The 23,264-nt window shown below is 65.1% G+C and carries 24 protein-coding genes; 12 read left to right on the plus strand and 12 right to left on the minus strand.

What is annotated here, in order from left to right; genetic code table 11:
* Window positions 1–65: 65 nt before the first annotated feature.
* Together ON27_RS43695 and ON27_RS36910 are read right to left on the minus strand one after the other, a co-directional pair.
* On the minus strand, window positions 66–707 hold the full coding sequence (locus ON27_RS43695; RefSeq protein ID WP_157227841.1) for a hypothetical protein: 642 nt from the start codon (window positions 705–707) through the stop codon (window positions 66–68).
* A gap of 439 nt (window positions 708–1,146) precedes the next feature.
* On the minus strand, window positions 1,147–1,326 hold the full coding sequence (locus ON27_RS36910; protein ID WP_157227843.1) for a hypothetical protein: 180 nt from the start codon (window positions 1,324–1,326) through the stop codon (window positions 1,147–1,149).
* 945 nt (window positions 1,327–2,271) lie between these two features.
* Here ON27_RS36910 and ON27_RS36920 point away from each other — a divergent pair.
* A complete protein-coding gene (locus ON27_RS36920) occupies window positions 2,272–2,793 on the plus strand; it encodes a hypothetical protein (protein ID WP_043738363.1) in 522 nt (173 codons plus the stop codon).
* Window positions 2,794–2,849: 56 nt separating this feature from the next.
* Here ON27_RS36920 and ON27_RS36925 read toward each other — a convergent pair whose 3' ends face one another.
* On the minus strand, window positions 2,850–3,875 hold the full coding sequence (locus ON27_RS36925) for a DnaB-like helicase C-terminal domain-containing protein (RefSeq protein ID WP_169334578.1): 1,026 nt from the start codon (window positions 3,873–3,875) through the stop codon (window positions 2,850–2,852).
* Window positions 3,876–3,941: 66 nt separating this feature from the next.
* Between ON27_RS36925 and ON27_RS36930 the strand changes: the two genes are divergently transcribed.
* Window positions 3,942–5,048 (plus strand): DciA family protein, encoded by a 1,107-nt coding sequence (locus tag ON27_RS36930; RefSeq protein ID WP_043738365.1) that lies wholly within the window; start codon window positions 3,942–3,944, stop codon window positions 5,046–5,048.
* Between the two features lie 823 nt (window positions 5,049–5,871).
* On the plus strand, window positions 5,872–6,636 hold the full coding sequence (locus tag ON27_RS36935) for a hypothetical protein (protein ID WP_043738367.1): 765 nt from the start codon (window positions 5,872–5,874) through the stop codon (window positions 6,634–6,636).
* Between the two features lie 108 nt (window positions 6,637–6,744).
* On the opposite strand, the gene ON27_RS36940 is transcribed toward ON27_RS36935, so the two are convergent.
* Together ON27_RS36940 and ON27_RS36945 are read right to left on the minus strand one after the other, a co-directional pair.
* Window positions 6,745–7,518 carry a hypothetical protein gene (locus ON27_RS36940; protein WP_043738369.1) on the minus strand — a complete coding sequence of 258 codons (774 nt, stop codon included), beginning with the start codon at window positions 7,516–7,518 and terminating at the stop codon, window positions 6,745–6,747.
* Between the two features lie 3 nt (window positions 7,519–7,521).
* Window positions 7,522–8,469, minus strand: a complete 948-nt coding sequence (locus ON27_RS36945) for a DNA-processing protein DprA (protein WP_218003110.1) — start codon at window positions 8,467–8,469, stop codon at window positions 7,522–7,524.
* Window positions 8,470–8,677: 208 nt separating this feature from the next.
* Between ON27_RS36945 and ON27_RS36950 the strand changes: the two genes are divergently transcribed.
* The 3 genes from ON27_RS36950 to ON27_RS36960 are packed head-to-tail and all read left to right on the plus strand — an operon-like array spanning window position 8,678 to window position 9,905.
* Window positions 8,678–9,256: a hypothetical protein gene (locus ON27_RS36950; protein ID WP_157227849.1), complete on the plus strand. Its 579-nt coding sequence runs from the start codon at window positions 8,678–8,680 to the stop codon at window positions 9,254–9,256.
* Window positions 9,257–9,260: 4 nt separating this feature from the next.
* On the plus strand, window positions 9,261–9,563 hold the full coding sequence (locus ON27_RS45665; protein WP_063711449.1) for a helix-turn-helix domain-containing protein: 303 nt from the start codon (window positions 9,261–9,263) through the stop codon (window positions 9,561–9,563).
* A gap of 33 nt (window positions 9,564–9,596) precedes the next feature.
* The gene (locus tag ON27_RS36960) at window positions 9,597–9,905 is read left to right on the plus strand and encodes a hypothetical protein (RefSeq protein ID WP_043738373.1); all 309 of its coding nucleotides are present in this window, start codon (window positions 9,597–9,599) and stop codon (window positions 9,903–9,905) included.
* 50 nt (window positions 9,906–9,955) lie between these two features.
* On the opposite strand, the gene ON27_RS36965 is transcribed toward ON27_RS36960, so the two are convergent.
* The 3 genes from ON27_RS36965 to ON27_RS36975 are packed head-to-tail and all read right to left on the minus strand — an operon-like array spanning window position 9,956 to window position 11,285.
* Window positions 9,956–10,231, minus strand: coding sequence for a hypothetical protein (locus tag ON27_RS36965; RefSeq protein ID WP_051047448.1), 276 nt, complete (start codon window positions 10,229–10,231; stop codon window positions 9,956–9,958).
* Window positions 10,228–10,497 (minus strand): hypothetical protein, encoded by a 270-nt coding sequence (locus ON27_RS36970; protein ID WP_157227851.1) that lies wholly within the window; start codon window positions 10,495–10,497, stop codon window positions 10,228–10,230. The genes ON27_RS36965 and ON27_RS36970 overlap by 4 nt, the downstream gene beginning before the upstream one ends.
* A gap of 59 nt (window positions 10,498–10,556) precedes the next feature.
* Complete coding sequence (locus ON27_RS36975) at window positions 10,557–11,285, minus strand: hypothetical protein (protein WP_157227853.1); 729 nt, start codon at window positions 11,283–11,285, stop codon at window positions 10,557–10,559.
* 251 nt (window positions 11,286–11,536) lie between these two features.
* On the opposite strand from ON27_RS36975, the gene ON27_RS36980 reads away from it, so the two are divergent.
* Window positions 11,537–12,529 (plus strand): hypothetical protein, encoded by a 993-nt coding sequence (locus ON27_RS36980; protein ID WP_157227855.1) that lies wholly within the window; start codon window positions 11,537–11,539, stop codon window positions 12,527–12,529.
* 144 nt (window positions 12,530–12,673) lie between these two features.
* Here the strand turns inward: ON27_RS36980 and ON27_RS36985 are convergent, their stop codons facing one another.
* From ON27_RS36985 to ON27_RS42220, 3 genes are all read right to left on the minus strand, one after another.
* On the minus strand, window positions 12,674–13,015 hold the full coding sequence (locus ON27_RS36985; RefSeq protein ID WP_043738384.1) for a hypothetical protein: 342 nt from the start codon (window positions 13,013–13,015) through the stop codon (window positions 12,674–12,676).
* Window positions 13,016–13,348: 333 nt separating this feature from the next.
* Complete coding sequence (locus ON27_RS40960; protein ID WP_083888090.1) at window positions 13,349–14,614, minus strand: RNB domain-containing ribonuclease; 1,266 nt, start codon at window positions 14,612–14,614, stop codon at window positions 13,349–13,351.
* Window positions 14,615–14,655: 41 nt separating this feature from the next.
* Complete coding sequence (locus ON27_RS42220; RefSeq protein WP_051047450.1) at window positions 14,656–15,117, minus strand: RNB domain-containing ribonuclease; 462 nt, start codon at window positions 15,115–15,117, stop codon at window positions 14,656–14,658.
* Window positions 15,118–15,805: 688 nt separating this feature from the next.
* Here ON27_RS42220 and ON27_RS36995 point away from each other — a divergent pair.
* A complete protein-coding gene (locus tag ON27_RS36995; RefSeq protein ID WP_043738386.1) occupies window positions 15,806–17,329 on the plus strand; it encodes a hypothetical protein in 1,524 nt (507 codons plus the stop codon).
* 20 nt (window positions 17,330–17,349) lie between these two features.
* On the opposite strand, the gene ON27_RS37000 is transcribed toward ON27_RS36995, so the two are convergent.
* Complete coding sequence (locus tag ON27_RS37000; RefSeq protein ID WP_157227857.1) at window positions 17,350–18,261, minus strand: hypothetical protein; 912 nt, start codon at window positions 18,259–18,261, stop codon at window positions 17,350–17,352.
* Window positions 18,262–18,944: 683 nt separating this feature from the next.
* On the opposite strand from ON27_RS37000, the gene ON27_RS37005 reads away from it, so the two are divergent.
* The 4 genes from ON27_RS37005 to ON27_RS37015 all read left to right on the plus strand — a co-directional run bounded on the left by ON27_RS37005 (window position 18,945) and on the right by ON27_RS37015 (window position 23,077).
* Window positions 18,945–20,072, plus strand: a complete 1,128-nt coding sequence (locus ON27_RS37005; protein WP_043738393.1) for a hypothetical protein — start codon at window positions 18,945–18,947, stop codon at window positions 20,070–20,072.
* A 248-nt stretch (window positions 20,073–20,320) separates the two neighbouring features.
* Complete coding sequence (locus ON27_RS43700; RefSeq protein WP_157227859.1) at window positions 20,321–20,458, plus strand: hypothetical protein; 138 nt, start codon at window positions 20,321–20,323, stop codon at window positions 20,456–20,458.
* Window positions 20,455–21,834, plus strand: coding sequence for an FAD-dependent oxidoreductase (locus ON27_RS37010; protein WP_218003111.1), 1,380 nt, complete (start codon window positions 20,455–20,457; stop codon window positions 21,832–21,834). Before ON27_RS43700 ends, ON27_RS37010 begins: the two co-directional genes overlap by 4 nt.
* A gap of 226 nt (window positions 21,835–22,060) precedes the next feature.
* The gene (locus ON27_RS37015) at window positions 22,061–23,077 is read left to right on the plus strand and encodes an oxygenase MpaB family protein (RefSeq protein WP_157227861.1); all 1,017 of its coding nucleotides are present in this window, start codon (window positions 22,061–22,063) and stop codon (window positions 23,075–23,077) included.
* The last annotated feature ends 187 nt before the right edge of the window (window positions 23,078–23,264 follow it).

Here is a 23,264-nt window from a genome sequence, read left to right on the forward strand (position 1 = left end):
CACGCATGAGCCTCGATATACCAGCCGAGTGCTGCCCCTGCCTTTGTTTCGAGACTAATGACCCACTACATTGCTGGGCCCAGTCCGGGATCAGTCGCGGGTTCCGGCTGCGCCGCCAGCGGCGGTGTGGACGGGTCGATCATCGAACCCGGCAATGCGCCGCCTCCAGCCTCATGGCCAATGGCGGCCGCGTCCAGACCCGCAACCGCCTTTCCTGCTCCCGGTCGCACCTCCCAGGAGGTGAAGTTGACCCGCTCAATCAGCTCTGCCTGCTCTGGTGTCACCGCAGGACCGATGTAGGGAGTGATCTCCTCGTCGACGGTGGCCCGGTCCCGGATCTGTGGCATCTCGTGCTCCGAAGCGCGTTCACCGGTGATGTCGAATTCGTTGTCGGGCATACCGTTCCTTACTGGATGCGCAGACACCACGTGTGCGGTGTCGTGGCCCGCAGCCGCGGCAGCCAACTCCTCACCGACACCTGCAACGCGGCCAATGCCAGCCTGCAGATCCCGGACCTGGCAAGCCAATACATGCACCAGTTCACGCACATCGAACGCGCCCGGCATGTCGAAGGCCGCCACAACCTCAGCCACACTCGCAGGATCGGACACGACAATCATGGCCAACTTCTCATACATCGCGTCATCGAAGACATCACCGGCCGCAGCCGCCGCAGCGCACTCGTCCCACAACTGATCCCAATCCACCGCTGATCCTCCTGTTCTTCCCATCACCTCTCCCCACCCTCGATGCGGCGAACATAACCCCGGACCAGCGCCGCATCCATCCCTACTCACACGCACGGTGTGTGATCACCCAACCGGGAACGACAACGGCCCGACGGCCCCACCCCTCGACAGCTACCCGCACCATCCCCCACGTTGGTCCTGCGGGCTGCGGGCTGCGCGCGGCCTCGCATAACGACACAACACCGCACACGTAACATCCCCCTCGGCGGCGGCAAACGCTCACGTCGGGGAAGAGCCTGTTGAAGTCGTCGTAGGGACGGGGGCCAACCGGGTAACGCCGCGCCGCAGCCGGACAACCACGACGACTCCACCCACCACGCACCCCGCCGCCATTCCGCGCCACGCACCCACCCTGCACCACGCGCAGCGTCACGTCCCCAACCCCAAATCACCACGCTCAGCGCCGCCCGTCCCGGATCTGGTAGATGCGCTGAGGGGAACAGGCGGCGGCGGCGATATCGGCGATCGAGGCGGTGTCCTCGCGAGCCGCGTCGCGGATGATGGTCCGCAACGCCGTTTCCTGCCGCTCCATCTCCGCCCGGGCCCGATCGAAGGCGGCTGTCACCTGCTCGATCACACCCTCACCCTGCACGTCACCACCACTACACTCCCCGACATCACACCCGCCCACCCTCCACGCCAGCCACGACATCAACGAAACCCACCCCGGACATCACCGACTCACCCGACCACAAGCATCCGAATCACGCGCCGCCAAGTCCCCCACATCGACTTCCGCGCGCCGTCCACGAAGCCGGTTAAGGTCGCGCTGGAGCCGAACGAACCACTACGCCTTCACGCTCGCTCCTGAACCGGCATCGGCCTCGGCCGTGGCGTCAAGTGACGCGTCCGTCGCCACATCCAGCCCCCAGGCTGGCCCGTCTTCTGCTGGACCCGAGATCCCCGCCCATCCGTCGTCGCGACTGGACTTGGGCGATTTGACCTCGCCACCTGCGCCTGGCCTATCACCTGCTTGACCCCAGCCCACCATCGCACACCAGTAGCCTTTCGGTGCATGGGTGACACTCCACTCCGCCATGAAATCGAGTCAGTGATCAAGCGCGCCCCTCACGAATGCGTCGCCACGTGCTCGTGCGGACGCCAGAAACTGGGCACCACGCTGGCCAAAGCTAGAGCTCGACTTCAGGAACACGTCACCCAGAAGAACCGCGAGTTGTGCCCGACTCCAACGAAGCATGCGTACGCGACCAAGGAGGACGCTGAACGGGCCATGCGCGGTACATGGGGCATCCAGCACAGCGGCCGAGCAGCGGCCCGCGCTTACCACTGCGCATGTAGTTCATGGCACCTAACGAAGAAACCAGTCCGCGGCGGCCGCGGCCGGTAATCCTCCCCCCGCACAGACACAACCGAACACACCACAACAACGGCGCAAACTGGTCAACCACACCTCGCGTGCGGACGCCCCCCAGGACAGCGTGGCAGGTTGCGATGATGACCTGCAACGCGCGCCGCCGAACCATGCCGCCGGCGGCCGAGGCCCACGAGATCGGAGCTGCCGATGGCTGTGCACACCAGCGAGGATCACATCGACGACGTCGACCGCTATGCATTTGATTTCGGTGTGTGCTCACCAGCTAATGGCTTCGCTCAGATCGACACCAGTCAGGACGCTTCCTACTTCGGTACGTGGGCCAACCCGACCAGCCGCGTCATTGTGTCCTTCGCCGAAGGCGACCTGTACATCACACGCTGTGACACCGACGCCGAATTCGTCGACGAAATGCGCGCTTTGCAGCAATCGAACGACAAACACGGGTGGGGGCCAGCCCGCATCGACACGATGCTCAACACCGCTATCGCGCAGAAGTTCGCCGACCTTGGGCTGGGCGACATGCTCCATCCCGACCAACTCGACCCAGCGAACACCTCCACCGCTTCCAACGCACTCGCAGCTGCCGCGTTGGCCACACCTGCCGCCGCCACGGATTCAGCACTCCCAGCCAACGACCCCTTCGAACCGACGATCCCGCACAGCCCAGACCTAGCAGAAGACGGCGGCCTGGAAATCGCCCCGACCTGACCATGCCTCGCCTAACACCCATACCCTCGCAGGCAGGCCGGAGGAGGATCTCTGCGTCATGCCTTCGCAACGGTTTCTTGCGGCGGTTCGGAGTGTGCCATGTCGGCGTAGCGACAGACGTGCAGAAGGTGAGCGACCGTGGTGACGGCAGTGGGTCCGAACCGATTCTTCGCCAGGTACAGGTCAGCTTCGCCACCGCGAGGATGGTCGCGTTCCCACGCATCCGGCCGGTCAAGGAGGATCACATAGTCGGCGACATGAGCGATGCTGCCGGAGTCGCGGAGATCGGCCAGGCTGATCGGCATCGGAAACGGCTGCCGCGGACCAGGATTGGTGGACACCTGGGCAGTGGCGACGATCGCGGTGTCGGTATCGAGAGCGAGCGCCTTCAGTTTCCGGGTGATCTCACTGACCTCGCGTTCTCGATTCTCGTACGGCAACCCTGTGCGAGCGGTCAGCAGATGCAGCGAGTCGATCACGATCAGCCGTATGTCGTGCTTGTCGATCAGCCGACGCAGGAAGCGGGAGACCGCGGCGACGTCGCGATCCTCTGGCCGGGTGATTGCGATAGGGGCCTCAGAGATGAGACTCATGCGATGTGCCAGCGTCGTCCACTCCTCATCGCTCAGACGCCCGGTCTGCAAATACCTGTGCGGTATCGCGGTCTCAGCCGACAGCAATCGCAACGTCACCGCTTGCGGTGTGCTGTCGAGAACCACGTACGCGGCAGGTATGCCGTGTTTGATTGCGGCGCACCGCGCGAACTGCAGTGCGAGCGTGCTGCAACCCACCCCCGGATGACCAGCAACTACCGCCAACGAACCCCATGCCAGACCGCCGCCGGCCAGGTAGTCGAGATCAGCGAAACCTGTCGGAATCGACGTCGGCTTTCGTCCATCACTGGAAGCAATAATGTCGATTTCGTCCAGGGTTGGTTGGAGCATTTCATCGAGGAAACCGCCGACGATTTCTGCGGCCTCGGCCGTGTCGTCGGCGCCCGAGGCGGGTGCCAGGCGCGCATCGCCAGAGCCGTCGGTGTCGGTGGGGTGGTTGGAACCAGGAGTATCGGTGGAAGCAGGCACGGGGTCGTTATACCGCAGCCGTATGACACGACCGTTCACATTCTCGATAGAAAGCGCAGGGCCACAGTGCATCTCGGGCGTTGGGAAGATCTCGTCGGTGCAGAACTCGCTGCCCGGTCACTTCCGATCACACTGCAGGACGGAGTGCTGACCGTTATCGCCGCGTCCCGGGCAAGAGCCGCCGTGCTGCGCGCGCAGCAAGTCACCATGCTGGAACGCATCCACGCCGTCGTGGGTAGAGAAACGATCACTGCACTGCAGATCAAGAATCCAACGGTCACGCTGGCCGAAGAATACGCCCTGCTGGGCGAGCTGCTTGAGCCAGTGACAGACGAACTCGCAGCCCGCAGAGCGGGCGCCACCTCGACGCGGATCCCCACCGGCTTCACAGGGTTCGATGAAATCGTCGATGGCGGCCTGGAGCGCGGAACACTCACCGTCCTCGCCGGCGTCCCGGGCTCCGGGACCAGCACGCTCGCACACAATCTGCTCCGCTTCGCCGCGGTCCGACGCAACATTCATGCCACCTACCTGGCCCTAAACACAACACCGGCAACAATCAAATGGCGCCTACTCGCGGCCGAAGCGGGAATCAAGGTAGAGCACCTTCAAGCAGGCTGGGCACCGCGCGCGAAACGAGAATCGCTGGCGAACAGCAAATCCGTGCTCGCCGCCGCACCGTTGGCAATCGAGCAGCCAGTCGACCGTGACATCACAGACCTGACCAAGCTGATCATGGAAATGGCCGACGCGGGCACGCGACTGGTCGTCATCGACCCCTTGCACCGGATCACCGCACGCAGCGACCTCCCGTACGAGAACCGTGAGCGAGAGACAGCAGAAGTCACACGCCGACTCAAAAGCCTCGCGCTCGACACCGATACGGCGATCGTGACCACGACTCATTTGACCCCTCGCCGCTACAGGATCAACAACCGGCCCTACCTTCACGACCTGAGCTACTCAGGTTCGATCGCGCACGTCGCCGACCTGGTAGTCCTGCTCCACCGCCCCGACCTCTGGGACGAGGACGACCCCAATAAGAGCGAGATCACCCTCATCGTCGACAAACACCGGCACGGACGAACCCGGGTCCAGATCACGCTCGAGCACCGACTAGCCATGTCGAGTCTTGTAGACATCGGCAACCACCCCGAACCAGTGTTGTGGTAGCCCCTGACCGGCGACTGCACACGTCCGTCGTCATTCGCGGCAACGCGCCGACACCTTGCCCAGCCCGCCAGCCGCGGAACACGAGACCCAGGACTTGAATCCTCGCGCCGCACCTCCTCATGCAGCGGGTTCGTTTCCGCCGCTGGGCTCTACACCGCGGACGTCAAGGGTTGCGGTGGACGCTGTTCGCGCACACTGCCCAAGTCCGCGTGGTAGAACTCCCCGCCGCCGGTCTAACGCAATGGGAACGGTGGACGACAGAGCACAGGTCAGGGATGGCGCAGCACACGTCGCGCAGGAGCACGTCCACCGCCGTCGACTTCGACGGAGACCGTTGACCCGGGACTACACCCCGACGTCCGGCCCCGCTGCGGTGTCGACGCCTCGGCCGGGGTCCAGCGCTGGCACAGCGGCAGAGTCGGGAACTCGGGCGTCGAAGCCGTCGCTGGACCTACACGTGCTGGCCCTCACCAGCACTCCACCACCGCACCCGCCCGACTGGCCCACACCAGCTGGGCGAATCATCCCCCCACAACCTGCCATCACCGGTCACTATCAACTCCAACCCGACCACGCGCCCCAGAAGGCCAACCATGACCACGACAGCGCCGTGCACACCCGCGCACCCGAACAGCACCGCGCGGCGATCGCCGCCGAAAACCCCGCAGACCGCAGCCGCCCACCATCGTGACTCTCCCCCCTGTCGCCGACACTGCACCCCTCCGGCAGCTGGCAACCGAACCTGATGCACTCCACCACGACGCAACACCCACCGGCTGCAGCAACCACTGACCGCAGCGCATACCGATTCGGAAGTTCCCTTATGCCCACCGAGTTCACCAGAAAGTCCCACACGCTCCGAGTGCCTCTGGAAGCCAACGCGACCCGACTGCCAGGACGTGGTCGCCCTTGGACGGTCACCGCTGGCAAGAACGATTATTGGCACGCCGAGGCGGCTTCGGAGAGGGCAGCTAAGGATCTGCTGACGACACGCCTGCAGGCATTCCTGGCCGTCTACCACGCGCCTAAAGTGCTGTCGTTCCAAGGACACATCGCCGTGGTTTCGGTCGAGATGAGCAACGACAGCGAGAACAGTCCGAGCTGGCGGGAGGAGATCATTCGCCCCGACACGCGACAGAACGTGACCAGCTATTTTTCTGCCAGCGACTGGGACGAGGCCGAAGCACACACCCGACACACTCTGGCGCACTTGTCCACCGACTGGCACGACGACACCTCTGTGCACAATGCTGCCGCGTATGTAACCGGCGATTGGCGGGTCCGAGATGGTGAATTCGGAGCAGAGCGGCTCTACAGCTACGCCGCCTGGCAACGTGCCGCCAAAGCCGCCATCGACTCTGGGCGCAGCGACTGGCATCAGTGGGCCACCGAGCACGCAGCCCAGTACGCCATCCCTCGGGAAGTCGCCGGCCGCGATGACACCGCGACCACGGCAGCGCTCGCATTGATTGCCACTGCTACTCCGCCCCTCTCCGATCACCAACCCGCAGCCAATACCCACTCCGATCTCAACAGTCTGCCAATAGCCGAGGTCACCTCCACCGAACCCAGCATCGGGCTGCAATAGGGAGCGTGTCAGTTTGTTCTCGCTCGGGTTTGGCGTCCAATCGTCAACGAGTAAGTGCACCCAACAGCCGTTTCACCCTGCGCACGCCACACACCGTGGTGTCGATTGCTACAACCCAGAAGGACATCCGGCGCCGGTCCACGGACACACCCGTGAGTCGAAGGCTCGCTGGCTGAGGTAGTCACGGACAAACGGGCCGTGGATCTTGTCTTGGCTGTCGAGAACGCGAGACAGGGTCAACATCGATACCTGTTGTGCACCAGCCTGTTTCATGTTTGCGCAGACCGACTGGGCATGCCCGCCCTGCACCCAGGAGTCGTCGACCACGAGCACGTGACCGCCCGCTGTGACCGGCGACTCGATGCGGAAGTTCGCCGGCCGCAGCGACCGCGGCGAAACGATCGGCGGATTCGCCGCCACCACCACCTCGGGCACGTGCGACAGCAATGCGCTCAGGATGCGTCGCAGCGGATGCAGCGAGCCGATTCGGTCCGGGTTCAGCGAGGGAACGGTGGCCCACTGCGTAACGGGCTGCCCGCCCAGGTGGGACGCGCAGCCGAGGTGTTGCAGGGCGAGCACGGCCAGCACCGTGACCAGCATCTGCTGATTCGGTCCAGGATTGGAGGACTTGTAGCCGGACATCAGCGCGTAGCTCTGTCCGCCCATCACCGCGTAAATTATGGAACCGACGCGATTGGCGATGCCCGCGACTCCCGGCATCTTCCGATGCTGATTGCACCAATAGCAGGCTGTCCAGGGACCCGAGATCGGGCAGGCGCACACTTCGCATGTCATCCCCGGCAGCCGGACGATATTGCGCAGATACCCGCTGTGCTGGGCGACGAACTGATGCAGTACTTCCAGGGACTGCTCGTCGGCCACCTGCTACCTGCCCTGCGCCAGAGTTATAAGCGCCTTCTCCATCGCCATCTCCATCACCACCGGCTCCTGCCGAATGGAGGCGATGATGTCGGCGACTTCCTGCGTGCCCGCCGCCACCCACACGCCCGGCCGCTGTGCCAGGTCCCGCGCCCACGATGTGGCGGCCACCACGTGATCGGTCAGGATGACCGGGCGGCCATGCTCCGTCGCCTTACGAGCCTGGATCCGCGCTCCGGAATGCTCGCCAGCCTCCACCACGATGGTCGCCAGCCCGTACCCGGACATCAATGCGTTGCGCATGGGAAACGACTGTTTACTTGGAGCCGCCGACGGCCAGAACTGTGACAGCACCAGGCCCTCGCGCGCGATCCGCGCCTGCAACTCCTGGTTCTGCGGCGGGTACGCCCGAAGCGAACCGGTACCGATGAACGCCACCGTCCGGCCGCCTGCCGCCAACGCCGCAGTATGTGCGGCTGTATCGATGCCCGCGGCCAGACCAGAGATCACTGTCAGTCCAGCCTCCGCAAGGTGAGTGGCGATGGTCGAGGCCACCTTCAACCCCCGCGGAGAAGCCTTGCGCGATCCCACCACCGACACGCCCTCATCGGCCGGATCGAGAAGTCCCTGTGCGAACAGGAACGGGGGCGTCTCCACAACATCGAGCAGGCGGGCGGGATACTCCGTGTCCAGCACCGACACGAACCGCAATCCCGCCCTATGCCATGACTGGAGGTCCACGTCCGCTTGGCGCAGTAATTGGTCGTCGTCGGTGACCGGAATCAACTGCGCGGGGAAGAAGCGATCCCACACCCGAGCCGCGCTACCGGTCTCGCGAACCTGCTCGGTCAGTTCACGCCACGACAGGCCCTCCGGGCGCGCACGCAGCAGCGCCACCAGCGCAACATGCTCCTCGACCATCCGGATACGCCCTTTCACCAGCACACCGATCACAACCGCTCACCCTGAGCGAACACATGTCCGATTGTGCACCCAGCCTACGACGAGTCCACTCAATCCCCGTTCACAACGGGTGCACGGCCCGTCGGCTTGCGTCGCGACCGGCCACCTCTCGCGACTGACCCCACACTGTGCCGACGCCAACCCGAACGGACAGTGCTATCGTTTGTCGATAGGTATCGTAAAACGATAGGAGAGTTCAGTGGCAGACATAGAGCAACAGTCCATCGGTCAAGACACAAGAAGCAGGCGGCGCGCGCGATCGATCCTCAACGGCTTGGATTATCTGCTGCTTATAGGCATCTTTGCGGTGCCGGCATGGGTGCTCATCGACGCGGTGATCCATCCGACAGTGTGGGTCGCAGGCGGCACCGTCGACGGACGAGCAGTGCGGCAATCAGTGCTGGACCTGAGTCAGGCGGAAGGATCACAACAGGCATTGGCCGTCGCACCATCTCTGGTAATGCTGACCACTGTCATCGCGGCAGCCGCCGGACTGTGGCGGTTGTTGTCGGTGACCCGTGCAGAGTCCGCATTCGGCGACCGCGCCGATCGAATCGTGGCGCTGCTGGGAATCGCCATGGGCGTACCGGTCGCGGCCAGTCTCATCACGCTGGCGGTGTGCCAGCTGATGCTGTCGCGGGATATCGGTCTGCCAGTGACGATTCCGAGCAGCGCTACGCTGACAATCATGGTGGTCGTGCCCGGCGCCGTGATCCTGACCACCCGTCTGATCCGCATAGGGCGTCCATTGCGCGATGAACTCGATCTGTTGGTGTGAGAGCATGCCACCTGACAAGCCCCACCGCATCACCGTCCGTCTGGACGAGGCACGAGCCGCGTGTGGCGGCATTTCGATGGCCGAACTGGCACGCCGGGTGGGCATCACCGAAGCCAACCTGCACAAGCTGCGTTCCCAGGCCCAGTCCATCCGATTCAGCACCTTGACCGGCCTGTGCGAAGTCCTCAACTGCCAACCCGGCGACCTACTGGTGTACCACCCCGCCGGAGAAGCGCGGGAGGAGGCCCTCGTGATGTCAACCCGACGCGACGGTGGACAGCCCGATCGCAGCCCGCATCACGCGTGACGTCAGGCAAGCACCAGAAGGCGAGAGATCATTATGCCGCCGCGCAACAGGAAGACCCCACTCGCATCCGAGGGCAAGCAGCTCCTCTTCCGGCTTCCCGAAGCCGTAGCCGACGAGCTGGCACACGCCCTGCTGAAAAGGAAAGTCTCGCGCCAGCTCATGGTGGAAATGGCGTGTCGTGAATTCATTGCCGGGCGGTTCATCGTGACCCGCGACGGCACTGTGCGCTACCCGGAATCCGAGCGCCTCGCCACCGAAAACCGCGACTTGATCAACGAACTAGAAGATCTCGCCACCGAACTCGAACGACTACGGGCCGATCGGAGAGCCGTAGACAGGTAGCCGACCCGATTCCTCCCACGCGCAAGACGGCTTCTCACGCGCCTGGCCCTCTACTGCTGCGCGCGGGCGGCGTCGAGGTCGGCGCAGATGAAGGTGGTGCCCTCGGGCCAGGCGGCCTGCAAGAGGTTCTCCAGTCCGGGACCGCCGCCGTACAGTTGGTCGGCGGCTGGTGCGGTGATGTCGTCGGGCAGCCGCGCGATCAGCAGCGCGAGGGTGCTGGTGCCGCTGCCGCAGTAGCACAGGCTGATCCCGGGAGCATCCCGCCGCGGCGCCAGGTGCACGGTGGCGTCGGCGAGGCGGACCCAGATCGGTGACCCGACGGTCACGGACGCCAGCGGGCTGCTGACCGGCAGCCGATGCGGCACCGCGGCCAGAAGATTCCGGAGGCCAGGCGGACGACGGGCGTGTCGGTGGTCGGATCGGTCAGATACCCGGTGATGCTGTGTTCCTCGTCGGCGTCGAGGTGGTCGTAGAGGACTTCGAAGCCCGCGTACAGGCTGGTCGGGCGCAACCGGGTGTCCCATTCGGCGCCGAGCTCGTCGCTGCGGCGTTCAGCGCTGCTTGATACTCGGCGAACTGGCCCGACCCTCACCTGGCGTACTCCGCAGGCTCAGGGGCGCGGTCACCGGGGACTGCAGCCGCAAGAATTGGTCAGGCCGTGTCGGACTCGTGACTGGAAATCAGGCCGGAGGTCCATGCGTTGGCGGCGCAGTCGTAACGGAGCCACACCGGTCCGATCAGGATCCAGAGGTAGTGGATCTCGGGCGGCACCGTCAGCGGCGCGGTCGGCAGAAACCGCTCGCCCAGTTCGTGCGCGGTATGGGTGTCGCCGACCGCGGCCGAATCGGCGACGAGCACGCCGTGGTGCTGGCCGGGTTCGCCGGCCAGAGAGTCGCACATGTTCGCGCTGTCGCGGTCGATCCAGCGTTGCAGCAGACCCACCAGCTCGTTGGGGTCACCGGACCGTGCGTGGCCGGTGGATGCGCCCATATTCAGCACACCGGGGCCCAAGCCGATTGCGTCGGCGGACTGCTGCGGCATGCGCGCGCATTGCCCATTGCGGACCAGGCGGTGGATTTGCGCGCAGGCCTGCGCCAGCTCTGTATTCGCGCTGCTTAGCCCGCTGTAGTAGTCGTCGATGTTGTGTTCTTCGAGGACCTGCAGCGCGGTGATGAGCTGCTTGGTCAGCTTCTTGCGCGACATCGGCGGCGCGGCGGCATGGGGGTCGCTGGCCAGATATTCGGTGGCGTTGAGGGTGTTCAGTATGTAGGTCCAGGTACCGGTGAGCCGCGTACTGGGAGTGAACGCGTCCGAGGGGTTCTTGCACGCGGCCGCGTGTTCGAAATCTCGACTGGTCAATTCCTTGACCTCGACGGCCATCGGCGGATCTGTCGACTGATAGTCCGGAGTCCTGCGCCGCGCGGTGCCAGGGCGCACTCGCTCGAGCCGAACACCTAACTGCTGCTGCAGCACCCGCTTGGCGAAGCGCTCACTGCGGGTCTCATCGTCGGACATCGCAGCAGCCTAGCGGCGGTGGCGAGCGGACCGAGTCCACACAACGTGTGTAACCTGCCCGGTGCTCCCCACCACTAGGCTGAGCAGCGAGAAGCCGGGCGAGATGGAGAGCGGCGATGAGCATCGCTGAGACAGTCCGTGCCCTGTTGGGCGCGCACGCGCACATGCTGGCGCGCCGCGGATTGACCGAGTTGGCTGCGCGGATCGCCGACAACGCCGACACCCTCGATTCCGGTGGGTACGCAGTTGCCGCCGACACCAATATGCTGCTGAGGCAATTCAGTGAGCGCGCCAGAGAGATCACCTCTCACCTGATGGGCGTCCCTGCCGACAGTAATCGGGTGAGCGGATTCGAGCCTCGTGCGATCGTCGACTCACAAGGTGACCGCATCGGCGTTATCGAGCTCGACGACCCCGACATCGACGCGTTGATGACCTTGGCAAACAACTTGATCTTCGCTGCGATGGGGCGTCCGCTTGACCCCGATCCGCATGTGCCGCCGAGAGTGCGGATGTTCGGCTCTGCACCTGAACCACCGTGGGCTGCCCACTACCCACGCCCGACCCCGGAGACTCGCCACCGCCCGGGCCAGCTCATCCCCGCCGAACTCGACCCCGGTCGCGCCCGGCTGCTCACCGCCCTGACGGGCACGGCCAACGCCAACGCCGCCCTTCTTTGTTTGCGCAAAGCACGGGTGCAAACCCACGATGCCCAAACAATCCACGACGGGATCCGTTTCGACCTCGCGGTCTTCGACCGCACCTTCGAAGTCCGGATCTGCGGCGCCGATCCCTGTCAACTCGAGGTCCGGTTGGCCCACGGGAGCAAGGACACCTACGGAGTTCTTGACCGTGACGACGCGCTGCCGCTATCGGCGTTGCGCGGCAAAGTCGAAGCCGTCCTCGACGTCTGTTTCGATCACGAACGCGCCAACTCCATGGACGCCGATGGTATCGACGCCACTCCACCGCATCCCGCGCTGCTGGCCGCCGCAGCGATCCGCCACCACCACGCCGCCCCTACCGCAGGTTTTGATGTCGCTGATGCCGCCGCTGTCCCACCGGCTGAAGCCACGTCCGAGGATGCCGGCGGCGATCTCGCGATCTGACCGCGACCACACGTCGCAGCCCTTTCTCAGCCACCTCGCCGCAAGGAACTCGGCATGATCCGGTCGCGGTCGACTCTGCGGGGCGGTCTGCTCCGTGACACGAAGTCACGGCCTATGCCCGATCCGTTCTCTACGTCGATGTGCCTACGTTTGCACTTCCGTGACCGGCGGATCGACCGGTGTCCACTGCTGGCGTTCGGTGTTCCAACCCAGCACCTTTCCGCGCAGTGTGGCCTCGGTCGGGTCGAGATCGAGAAGGGCGAGCCGTGCTTCATCTGGGAGATCGGCGGATACCACGATCGCAGCCGCGTCGCCGTTGTCGAGGTCAAGAATGGCGACGACCTCCTCGCCGCCATGAGAAGGCCGGTTTCGCCGAAACCAGCGTTGGCGCAGTTTTCCTGGTATCTGCGCGAAACCGCCAGCGGCGCGCTGACCGAGCGATTCCAGGAATGCCTTGCCGAAGACCGTCGCGGCCGGCGCCACCACAGCAAGGACCGTCGACAGGTCCAGCAGGCTTTCCGGAAACGATCCAGGGTCTCCGCTCGGCGGGACGCCGCCTCGCGTTGGCTGCAGTACGCGGGCCTCACCGCCCCTAGATCGGTCTGCGTTCGACGGTATTCGTTCCACTGTGAACCACCTGCCCCTATCGCCACGTGCGAACTCATCACTACCAGAATGGCTGGACGGAGCGTACAGACTCGGCCGAGAACGCGGAGGGCGTCTCATCTGGCGGCAACATCCGCAACGGAAGATCGCTCTCGACTGCGTCTCGGCTGGCCAGTCCATTGCAAGTCGCCGGGCGCGGGCCGCTTTCCGGGCTCAGGGCGGCTCCGTTGCTGCAGTGAATAGAGCTTCGACCATCGCCGTGGCGGCGGCGACCTTCGCGGCCGATTTCGTTGTCGCGGTTCCTGAACAGCGTTGTCCTTCGAGCGTGACTACGCACTCGAATTTCGGTGCGTGGTCTGGACCGCTGCGGCTGTCGCTCCACTGCGGGGTCGGCACATGCGAATTGAGCCAGGCGACTGGATTGCGCAGTGCTCTGGCACGGGCTTTGGATTGAGCGCCAGTCGTGGCTGGCCGATGCGCGGGGCGGTCATCTGGCGCAGTCGCCCCGGAACTCTTCGGCGCAGAATTGGGAAGTCTGCGCTGGAACTCCGGCTGTTGGTCTTCGGCGGCACTGGGCGCCAAACCAGTCAGGACATCGAGGAAATTCCAGGCCGCGGCATGTGTGGCGTGCTTCTTTGTGCTGCCCAACGCCCATGCTCCGCGGGCTGACGGGGTGCTGATGCGTGCGGCGAACCTACGAGCATGGGGTGGGCCGTCATCGCGGACTTCGCACTCGGCCGTGCCTTCCTGCTCCTGCATCACAATCGACAGCACGCTGGGCCCGAATTCAGGATGAGCTGCTGACGAAGACCTGAAAACCTCCTCCAGTATGGGCCGCCACCCCGCATCAGCTGTGATGAGCACCGCCAGGTCACGAGCAAGAAGTTCACCCGAGCAGGCGCGCCGGCGCAGTTCGGTCGCAATATCGGCGGGTACAGCGGGAGATTGGTGTCCGACCACCGCGGCCAGGACCTTGCTCCACCGATCGACATCGAGAGCCGAAAGGTCCGCTGTAGCTGCAAGCGCGGTTGTACGTCGATCCCGCTGCTTGAACATCTCGCTCTTCGCTTCCTTCTCCGCGGTGATTCGGTGATTCAGTTCCTCCGCAATCCGGGCCAGCTGGCGATGTCCGTAAGGTTGAGCGACTCCATCGAGATGGGCGAAAATGACGCGTTGCGTAACAAGATCCGCGAGGCGACGCAGTGGTGAGGTCGCATGTGTGTAGGCCGCAAGCGACAGCGCGTAGTGGCCGTGGACTGTCGCGGAGTATGCCGCGCGCCGCAGTGTTGATTGCATCCGGACACGGACACGCTCGAAATGGGCGGGGTCGGCCGCAGCGACGAGGAGTTCCTTGGCCACGCTCGAGCCGGTGCCAGTGACCGGGTTGGCTTCGTGGTTGCGGAACAGAATCGGCAGTCCTTGGTTGGCTGCCCAGTCGGCGACCGCGGTGTTGGCCAGGATCATAATTTCCTGCACCACGATGTATGCCGACGTTCGCGCCGCGTCCGGGATCGCGACGATTACACCAGTCTCTCGGCGGCAACCATGTGTGTGTGCAGCTGATGGTCAGGATCGGTTGTAGCCGCGGCAGCAGCGTGGTGATCGAGGGCGCGGCAGCGGCCTGATGGGATCCGTGCTCGCGAGATCAGGGTGTCGTTGACAGTGCCGTCGGCGGACACGCTGAGGCGGATCCGCATGCTCGCCCGTTCGGCGCTTTCAGAAAGAGTGGCTGCTTGCTCGATGCGGTGGCCCAGCATCGGGATCGTGCGGTCACTCAGATATTTGGTTTGGACCCGTACGCTTGCGGTCTTGTCGGCGCCCGAACCCATCGGTACCGCGTCGGCGACCGCGGCGACGTGAACCTCCACAGTCCATCCACCTGTACCTTGATCCGGATACACCACGAACGCGTCGTCGCGATCACGACTACCAGTGCGATCGATCATCAACAGCGGGTGGCCGTCAGCATCGGACAACGCCATGTCCGTCCCCTCCCTTTCCGTAGCCAGTCACGTGGACCGACCATGTCGAACCGGCAAACAGGCCAACGCGGTTGCGTTGGATATACCTTCGCATTTCGTCGAGCTGGAGGAAGTCAGAGACAGCACGCCACGCCGGTTCGTCGTCCACACTTGCTGTGGGACATCGACTCCACATTTTGGTGTGGCGTACTACAGTCGCCATTGGAACTCCCAATCTCGCTCATGGGTAACCAACACTTCGAGCTAGGGCTCCCACCCCGTAATGCCCGAAGACGCCTCACCAGGCTGGCCCCCGTTACCGCGGGGGCCAGCTCCTTCCAGCAGGTTGGAATCTCACTTCATCCGTTCTCGATTGCTCGCTGCAGCGACTCCGTGCACTGCATCTTGCGCTTCATCACGCGAAGCTCGTTGGGGCCGCCAAGAACCTCAAATGCAGGCGCTCGAGACAGCGACAGCTGCCGGCGGCGGAACTCCGTCGTTCCATCAGGACAGCTCGGAGTCCGTGAGTGACCCCTCATCCATCAATCCCGATTCTCGACCAATGGGCGCCGACGCGGGGGCTCAGCGGAGCTCACGCGCCGCGACGCGGCCAGTCACGCGCGCATAAGCCAGGCCACTCTCGTCATATTGTATGATTGATACTACACTATTCATGTAGTACTCATCGAACACATCTTGGCAGGGGAATATGGGCCACCATCACTTCACCGCGACCGTCGGTAGCTACACCACCGAATGGCCCACCGATGTCGGCATGTCCGCGTGGGCTCTCTGCGACTGGACCGACACTCTTGTCGACTTTCTGGTGATACTGCGACACAACGACACTCGGCTGGCTGATCCCGCGACGCTCGACGCCGCGATGACCGCCGTGCGCAAGCTGGGACATGCCTCCGACGCGTTCCGCGACGCGCTGATCTGCGCAGGGCGGCGAACTGTCGAAGGCAAACCGGTGATGAGCTGGGCTGAGATCGGGGATGCGCTCGGTGTGCAGCGCAGCACGATCGCGGCACGTCATGCTCGACTGGCGGCGGGTGAGCAGGCGCCCTATGCGCATTGGCTCGCTGGAACCGTGCCCGAATCGGCAACCCTTGCTCCCGGCTACGAGTGGTCCGCCGATGTGCTTATGCTCGCCGACCCGGCTGGTGCATACGACATGCTGCTCGACGACGACAGCGCAGCCGCGGCCGCGGCCGCCGAGCGCATTCGTGCACGGCTGCACGACCCGGCGGCCGCCCGCGCCGACTGGCCCGTCGAGCAGGAGATCAACCAAATCAGCGACGTCTTGCCCACCGAGGTGCTGGCCGCCCCGGACGCTGAACCGGCGCTCGAATTGGCGGCCCGGGCGCTGTACCTGCTGAACGTGCTCTACCCCGACCCGGCCCGGACCGGGCGCGCCGGAATCATCGTCGGCGATCTCGAGCGGGCGGAGTATCGGGCGCTGGCGACCTACCACCATGCTGGTGGGGCCTTGTCCGCGATCCACGTGCTGGTCCGGCAGCTGAGCGCCGTCGGGGGCAGTGCTGGCGACATCTTGGACGCTATCTGTGCCGAGATGTGGTCGGATGCCGTGTACGGCAACGGCCGCCGCTCCGACAGCGCCTACGGTCACGACGAGCGGCGCAGCGCCGATCTGGTTCAGGCCCACGCCCTGGCTCTGGGATACGGGCGCGAGCGGGCAGGAAGGTTGTGGTCGGCCGTCATGGGCACCACCTTCGATGAGGCCGCCAAGACCCAGCTGGGTACGAGCGACCCGGACATCGTGGTACAGGCGGTCGCTGGGGCGGACCTGCATGTGCTGGCCACCCCGGAATCTACGGTCGCCGCACTGGAACTGGTCATCGAAAACGGCACAAGCGCCCGATGGTCCACTGATCGAATCCTTGGCCGCTCACTTGCTCAGGCCGGGATCCGGTTCCGGTCGGTGCCTGAAATCCTGGCGTGGGTCGATGCCCACCCCGACACCGCACCCATGATCAACGGTGCGCCAGCCGAAGTCACCGTGCGGACGATGATCGGCAAGGCCCTGGTGGGCAACGCCGCGTTCGTCCGCGGACACCAGTACCCATCGACATGGCAACTCGATGATCCACAGCAGCGAGTACGCAACGCCGACCTCCAGCACCGGCTCGGCTCCGAACTGCTCGCCGGTCAGCTCACCACCACCGAGGTCTACCGGAACGCCCAGTTGGCCGCCAGAGGCCAGATTTGAATCCGCCAACCGGTTCTGACCTAGAGTGCCGGGCTTGGGGGAGGCGCTGGATCGACTGCAGTGTCGAAGTGAAATTCCTCTGAAGCGTCGAGAGTTTGGCCTTTGGTTCCGGCGTGAAGGCTGGCAGCCGCGGCGGCGAGGTCGGGCAGTTCCGTCCCGCCGACGGCGGCATGCTGGTGCTCCGGTGAGGTGAGGGAGCCTTCGAACATGACTGCGTCTGCGGCGCCTGTCAGCGCGGTTTCGTTGCTCTTGCCGGAGTAGCGGTCGGCGTTCGCGCGGTCCAACTCACCTAGTTTGAACGCTGCGGTCCAAGCGGCGGCGAGGAGAACGTCAAGGTGGCCGGCATCCAGTAATTTCATGATGGAGTCCTTGGTGCCATGCCTGCAGACGTCGAGGGCGCTCCTGAGTCGGGCTTGCACGGTGCCGGTGGATTCGATGATTCCGGCTACCTCTGGGGTCGCGGCACGCTCTGACAGCCAGTCGTGGTAGGCGTCATCATCCTCTGCGACAAGGCGGGCATCGGCTACTGTTTCGGGGAATTTGCTGGCGGTGAGCGCGGCGGTGACTACTTCGGCACGCGCAGCAGTCCCTGGGTCTATGTCGGCGACTGGCTGCGGGGAGCGGGTGGTGAAGATGATTCGGTCAGCGAGCCGGTTGGCGGCGGCGATGTTGCGAGCGTACTGCCCGTCGACCCACGGGTTGAGCAGAAGTGCGTCCAATCGGGCGATAGCCTTGAGCATTTCCTCTCGATCACGGAACGCTCCAGCTGCCGCGGCGGATCCAGGCTCGACCACGGCACGGGGGCGGATGCCCACTGCTCTGCGATCGGCGAAGGCCTGCCGCGTGGGTTCCGGCAATGTCGCCGAATTCAGCTCCTCTGGACGAGCGCTGTCTGGCGCCGAGACGTGCGATTCGTGTTCGGAGTTGGTCATGGTGGCCCTTTCAGGGTTGGCGCGGCACCGACGGTAGCGCTCTCCTTGTCACCGCCGGGACGTTGTTCTCCCACCTTGGGGGCACACCTGTTGTGTGGTCACTCGACGTTGCATCACTCCTGGCGCTCACTGCGGGGAAGCGCTGCATCCGCTCGGCGCCCGTCGAAGGCACGGTGATCGCAGTCCGATGTCTGAGGCGGTGTGAAGATCACCGAGCCGCATTCGCGGCATTCATGGGTGAGATGGCGGCCACCCGCGACGGCAGGACATGACTGTGTGCCGACGATGACGCGCCCGGCGGTGAGCGGATGGCCATGTGGGCAGGCGACGGGCCGCGGCTGCTCCCACCCTCGGCGTGTCTCGTAAAGGCGGTCCGGCCGGACGGTCCGGCCCGTGCTGAGCGTATAGACCTGCGACCAGCCATCCGGTCCAGGACAATCGGCACCGCTCGAACTCATGTTCGAAAGATACCCCGTCCCGGTGCTCGGTTCGACAACATGTCATCACCGATCCGGCCGGCAGCGCCCAGGGGCCTTCGTCACCGGAGGGCAAGTGGAAAAGCAGCCAGCTGGTGTGCCCACGCGCGGGGTGATCCGACCCCCGATTCGCGCGACTGCCGCTTAGCGTCCTCACCAATCGAGCGCCCCCAGTCCTGCCCGAACGAATTCTGCGAGGCAATCCTTATGTACACCACCGTCCCGGACGGCACTGATGCGGTCGTCATCCACCCTGATGGCAGCGTGAGGTTCGCTCGACGAGCGGCCGGCCAACAGATGGTTGCGATGACCGACTATCTTCTCAACGCCGCCATCGGCATCCGCCGACCGTACGACATCCATGCATCGTCGATGCTGAGCTACCTTGGCAGACGCGATGCCGATCTGCCCGCCAACCCTGTGGCGACCAGGATCGTCCGCAGGCTGACCTTTGACGATGGTGACGTATGGCGGGGCCCGCTCGTCGTACAGATGCGGCTGGGCGACGCCGGGGAGATCCCACCGCTGTCCGCTGCCGCGCGAGCCACACTCCACGCCGCCGTGGTCGACGCCCGCGTCGAAGAAGCGAAGCGACAAGCCGCGCCCAGTGGCAGCAGCGTCGACCCCGCCATCGCACGACTGGACCCGCTCGACCTCGCCGACTACCTGGCGCGACGCGGCTGGCAGCACATCGGCCTCCAGCGCAACACCGCCGACATCACATGGTGGGATCACCCCGAGAAGCCGGATGCGGTACTCATTTTCCCGCTCCATACCGACCGAGTCGGCGGTCCGATGCTTCTGCAGCGCGCCTTATACGATCTGGCTCACCCCGCCCTCGCCCTGCTCGGACCAGCCACAAGCGCTGCCGCCGCCACCGACGAAGTGAGCCAGGACGAGCTCGAGATGCGCGCCGACTACAGCCGCTACCACGAGTTGAGCCGCCACCACGACAGCGCCAGCGACAATCAGCGTGCGGATCTGGTCGCGAAATGGTTTGTTCGTGCCGATGAACTGAGCCTCGCATGGGCGGACCTGCACGCCGTCACCATGGCCCGGCTCGAGGCTCCCGCCCTGATCAGCCGCCTGCATTCCCTTCTGGCCGCTCATCCGGATGCAGTCACAGGGCTCACGCTGCGACATCACGAGCAGGCGGGCGCACTCGTGACCGGCTCCGGCACAGTGGCCCAGGTCAGTGACGGTGTCGCCGCCGCCGCCCTCGGCAGTCCCCATACGGTGGCCGGTGGCGTGCCCAATTGCGGGGCGGGCGCGGCGGCTGATCAGGGACCTTCCGCTCCACTCGACACCGCCACCGAAACCGCGCCGGGGCTTTGATCACATACGACAAATGCTCCCTTTTCCCGCCGAGTGTCTCCCGCGCGAGTCTGGTGAGAACGGTGCAATGACGCGACGACGCGGTCGACTCCAGTTCGGGGGATGCGCTATCAGACCTGTGCGGTGAGCGCCAGTCGGACAGCCGGTGTGCCCCCACGCTGGGGGAACAGCCCGCACAGCAGGTCAGGCAGGTCCTAGCGTCACGGGTCGAGCCCACCACCCGTGACGAACCGTTCCGTGAGGTCACCATGCCCATTCCTGTTTCCGACCGCACCACCACCATCCCAAGCCCTCACCTCGGCGAGGCGGCGACCGCCATCGTCCTCAACGGCCGCGACGACCTCACCAGCTTTCCTGCCGCCTCCCATCCGGGTGTTCGCGGATGAGGCCCGTAGCCTCCAACCCTTCGCCCGCGCACGACGCACTCGACGAAACCACCGGCCTGTCCGGAGCGGGAACCGTCGTGGTGATCGGAGGTGGGCACGCCGGCATGCTGGCGGCGTGGGCACTGCGCGGGCATGCTCGCGAAATTGTGGTGGTCGAACGCGACCACTACCCTGCAGCCGCCGATTTCAGGGCAGGGGTGCCACAAGGGCGCCACGCGCACCTGTTGCTCGAGGCGGGACACCGCGCGCTCAACGACCTGATGCCAGGAATCCGAGACGACCTCTTGGCCGCGGGCGCGGTCAGAGTGTCGATGTCTGGTGACCTGCGCTGGCTCAGTTCCGCCGGATGGATGGCCGAGCACACCAGCGATCTGGAGATCTTGTCGTGCACCCGACCACTCCTTGATGACGCGGTGCGTCGCCGAGTGAGCGGCGAGCCGACGGTGAAAATCATGGAGGGCGCTACAGCCGTCGGGCTGCTCGGCTCCCCGACATTGATCACCGGCGTGCGAATCCGCCTCCGCGGCAACAGCGACGAAGTCCGACTGCCTGCCGAGCTGGTGATCGACGCTTCCGGCCGCACCTCCGCACTGCCTGCGTGGCTGACCGAACTCGGAGCCAGCGCACCGCCTGAGCAGCGATGCGACCCCGGAGTGGCCTATTCGAGTCGGCTATTTCACCGTCCAGCTGGCGTCGAACGGGACTTCACTGCGCTGTATCTGCAGACCGCGCCGGGCGCACCGCGGACTGGCAGCTTGCTGCCGGTGGAGGGCGACCGATGGATCGTCTCGCTTGGTGGCATGCGCGGGGCTCACCCTGGCAAGGGCGAGGCTGGTTTCACCGCGATGCTGGAACAGCTGCGCGACCCCATCCTGCGCAACGTGCTGCGCGCCGCACGCCCCGCCAGCGAAGTCCGCGGCTTCATCCCCGGTCCAGGCGTGCGACGGCACTACGAGCACCGTTCGACACCAGACGGCCTGGTCGTCATCGGCGATGCCAGTTGCACCTTCAACCCGGTCTATGGACAGGGCCTAACCCTGGGGATCCTCGGCGCCCAAGCGCTGCGCGCGGCCGCCGCACGCCATGGCGGCATCGGCCCCGCGACCGCGCGAGCCACCCGCAAAAGAATCGCCGCCGTCTCGAAAAACGCCTGGCTGATGTCCACCTCGGAAGACGCGCGATTCCCTGCCACCGACGGCGGCCCATCCGGAGCCCTGACACGGATCCAACATCGGTTCCTCGACCGGGTCTTGGAAAGCGCGACCAGCGATCCTCATGTCACGGCCGCGTTCCACCGCGTCATGTCGCTAGTGGCGCCACCGACCAGCCTGCTGCACCCCAGAGTCCTGGTTCCGGTTCTGCTCGGGAAGGGCTGAGATGTCGACGTCCAGGACCGAACGCCTTCCCGATCCGGAATTCGTCACCTCGTTCCCTCTGCGTTTCGCGATCAAAGCGTTGGCCCCCGGAGATGTCCGTTCGACATCCGGACAGCGAACCGCGTATCTGCAAGCCACCCGTGTCGGTGATCCCGCCGCTGACGCGGTGGTGGAGATGTTCCGCAGACTTCCGACTGGGGAGGGCCGGCGCCTGTTCGAGCTCGCCGTGGAGCACGGGATCGACAGCGTCCCGGACGCTCCCATCGAGTTGCGGGAGTTCTTCGCTGCCGTCGACACCGTGCCGTACTGGGTCGACCACGATCGACTCGATCGCGGATGCCGGGTAATCGGCCGCACCGGCATTGTGGGGTTCATGGCGTTGTCGATGGGGGCGCTGATGGGCGGCTACTTCGCGGCGCGGGTGGCCAAAACGCTTGTCGGGACAGGCGATTTGGAGCGGATGGCGCCGCGTCGACTCGCCGAGACCGTTGCCTGGCATTCTGCGGTCACCGCACCCGGCGGGCTGAACCGGTTCGCGGACGGATTCAAGCAGACCATGCGGGTGCGGCTCATGCACGCGTTGGTCCGAGCAGGCATGCTTCGCAGGCCCGACTGGGACTTCGATGCTTGGGACCATCCGCTGAACAATTCGCAGCTCGCCGGGACCGCGATGCTTTTCGCCCTGGCGCACTTGAGTGGCTGTCAAGCGCTGGGCCTGCATTTCACCCGCGACGAGCGCGCGGATGTCTATCATCTGTGGCGCTACGTGGGATTTCTGCTCGGCGTCGAGGGCCAGATCCTGCCTGCCGATGAGGCTGACGGATGGCGGCTGTTCTGGCTGCAGGCATCATATGAATTCGATCAGCCCGATGGGGACTGTGTGCGACTGGCGCAGGCCTTGGCCGGGGCTGTCGGGCCCTTGATGGTCGGCGAGCGCGCTGGTCGGCTACCTCAGGTGACGCGAGAGGCGGTCACAGGAGTCATGTGCGCCTACGCTCGGCTGATTCTGGGTAACGCCAACGCCGACCAGCTCCAGTTGCCAGACCAGAAGCTGTTTCAGGCCCTGGTGCTGGGCGCCGCCGTCAGCCTCAAAGCGGCGGAGTATCCGCGGCGTCTGCTGCCCGGCGCGACTCGCTGGGCTGAATTCGTTGGACGCCGCTGCCAGCTCGCCTTGACCGACCGGATGATGTGCACTGCCGCGCCGCGGTGCCGACCATCGTCCACGGGTCGTTCGTCGTCATGAGACGAGCACGCCGAGGTTGCCTCGCTTCATTCGGCCGAGTTGTTCGGTGTTCCCCTGCATCCTTCGGTCGAGGTCTCGGATTCCCCGAAAAGCCGGGCGGATGGGATGGATGACATGAATGCCAACGGCTGGAGGCGCATCCGGGCTGCCCACCCATACCGTCGAGGCGATCTTGAGAATCGCGACC

It is taken from the genome of Nocardia asiatica NBRC 100129, assembly GCF_000308415.1.
In the GTDB taxonomy this organism is placed as follows: Bacteria; Actinomycetota; Actinomycetes; order Mycobacteriales; family Mycobacteriaceae; genus Nocardia; species Nocardia asiatica.